This is a genomic window from uncultured Campylobacter sp. (assembly GCF_937997595.1).
GTDB lineage: Bacteria > Campylobacterota > Campylobacteria > Campylobacterales > Campylobacteraceae > Campylobacter_B.
In genome coordinates this window covers 1-2261 of the sequence record NZ_CALKTS010000300.1, presented here as the reverse complement: position 1 = coordinate 2261, position 2261 = coordinate 1, and the positions used below count along the sequence as shown (strand labels likewise).

Annotated in this window: 3 protein-coding genes; 1 reads left to right on the top strand and 2 read right to left on the bottom strand. The window is 40.7% G+C overall.

The genetic code is table 11. From position 1 onward, the window contains the following. Positions 1-830 (top strand): isoaspartyl peptidase/L-asparaginase (locus tag Q0614_RS10050; protein WP_298788452.1); only part of this gene is annotated, 830 nt, incomplete at its 5' end. Between the two features lie 170 nt (positions 831-1000). On the opposite strand, the gene Q0614_RS10045 is transcribed toward Q0614_RS10050, so the two are convergent. Beyond that, on the bottom strand, positions 1001-1732 hold the full coding sequence (locus Q0614_RS10045; protein ID WP_298788450.1) for an NYN domain-containing protein: 732 nt from the start codon (positions 1730-1732) through the stop codon (positions 1001-1003). 300 nt (positions 1733-2032) lie between these two features. Continuing rightward, positions 2033-2261: hypothetical protein (locus Q0614_RS10040; RefSeq protein WP_298788448.1), on the bottom strand; the 229-nt coding region annotated here is incomplete at its 5' end.

The following is a 2261-nucleotide window of genomic DNA, read 5'->3' as shown; positions in this document are numbered from 1 at the left end:
GCGGCAGCGCGATGGATGCCGTAACGGCGGCGATAATGGTGCTTGAGGACGATCCAAATTTTAACGCGGGCAAGGGCGCGGTATTTACCGCCGACGGATTTAACGAGCTCGACGCCTCGATCATGGACGGCTCGACCAAAAAAGCGGGCGCAGTCGCAATGGCAAGACATATCAAAAACCCAATCCTAGGCGCCAGACTCGTGATGGATAAGACGTGGCACACGCTTGTTGCAGGCGAGGGAGCCGACAAGCTCGCCAAAGAAAACGGCCTAGAGATGGTCGATCAGAAGTATTTTTTCACGCAGTTTAGATACGATGCGCTACAAAAAGCCAAAGAAAAACAAAAGCTGCTACTTGATAGCGAAAAGGCGAAAAAGACGTCGCTAAATTTACACGAGCGCCCGTATCTTGGCACCGTGGGAGCGATCGCGCTGGATAAAAACGGCAACCTAGCCGCAGCGACCAGCACAGGCGGCATGACAAATAAAATGACCGGCCGCATCGGCGATAGCCCGATAATAGGCTCGGGAACCTACGCAGATAACGACTCGGTGGCGGTTTCTTGCACCGGCACGGGCGATATATACATGCGCGTAAACGCCGCGCACGAGGTCTCGGCTCTTTATAAATACAAAACGCAAGACGTGCAAAAGGCCGCCGAAGAAGCGGTAGCTCAGGTCAAAGCTCTAGGCGGCAGCGGCGGCATCATCTCGATCGACAAGCACGGACACACGGGCTTTGCATGGACGAAAGATAAACTGGGCATGTATCACGGCGAAGCAAGACTCGGAGCCAAACCGATCGTTTACTGGCCGCTTGGGGAGAAATAAGCGTAAATTTAGCCCCTTTGCGGGGCTAAATTTAAATCAAATAGCGAGGATAAATACCCTTTTTATCGCACGTCTATCAAATTTGGCGCCTTCATCGATCAAGCGCTTCGGCGAGGCTAAATTCGGCCAAATTTTAATTTCGACGCCTCGGCAAAGCGCGAATTTTCTATTTATTTAAAATTTTTGAGCCTAACATATATATCACTATTTCTTTTCTCGTGTTCAAAAAGGCCTGTGTAGTCCTTAATAAAATCGCTAAATTTTTTATAGCCAAAGTCCTTATATTTAAAAATTTCTTTTATTTGGCTGTTTAGACTGGCACAAGGGATAAATTTGTTATCATTTTGTGTGTAAATTTCTTTGCATTTTTTCTTTAATTGTTCCAACAAATCATTTGATATTTCTAATGATTTATTGGAACTTTCTATTTTAAAAAATCCGTTGCTCGCTTTTTTTAGTTCTTCCGAAGCATTATTTCCGCCGAATGTATAAACTTTTTTGTTATGTTCTCGCAAGGATATAATTAAAGGTACAAAATCCTTATCGTTAGTCACAATGCAAAATACATCGCTTAGATTATTAAATAACATTTTCATGGCGTCTATAGTTAGCATAATATCATTGGTATTTTTACCACTATATTCTGGTGTTTGTATCATATTAAGCGCAAATTCATGAGATATACTTTTCCAATTTTTATTATTCTCCGTTGCAAAATCGCAATATACCCTTTTTATAATTACCTCCCCTAATTCATCTGCCTTATTCAAGATGTATTTTATTCCGTCTCGTATATTGTCTCCATCTATTAATACCGCCACGCGCAAACTTGTTTTATTTGCGGTATCCGATATTTGCGCATACATTAATTTAATAAAATTTTGAAGCTCCGAATCTTCCATATTTTTTCCTTTATAGCCTTACTTTATCAGCAATTATATCGATAATATTTTAAGTTTTTATAATAAATTATAAAGCGACAAACAAGAGCATTAAATTATCGAAATTTAATGCAAAATACGATTTTTTAAAATTTAATCGCGAAATCGCTACGGTGTTTTGAAAATTTAAACCATGATTTACTTAGTTAAAACAATAAATTTTATGCTTTGATAAGCCCATAAAGAGATCAAATTTGATCCTTCTGTAAATTTGAACTTTGAGGTTTAAATCTAAGCTGTCCAGCGGCTTCGCCACAAATTTTATCCTCGCTCAATTTCGTGCCAAAAGCGCATCGGTAGAAAGCCCTCGTAGATACGGGCGCCGCGCCGTCTCATTCGCACCTCAAAACTGCGCGAGCTAAGCGGCGAAAATCCGCTCTGTAAACTGAATTTTACCAAAATCCATATTTCTTGATACCAAGGCGCTAAAATTTTAGGTAGAATATCGCCACATAAAATCAAGGCGGTAAAATGAGAAAATTTATAGTCG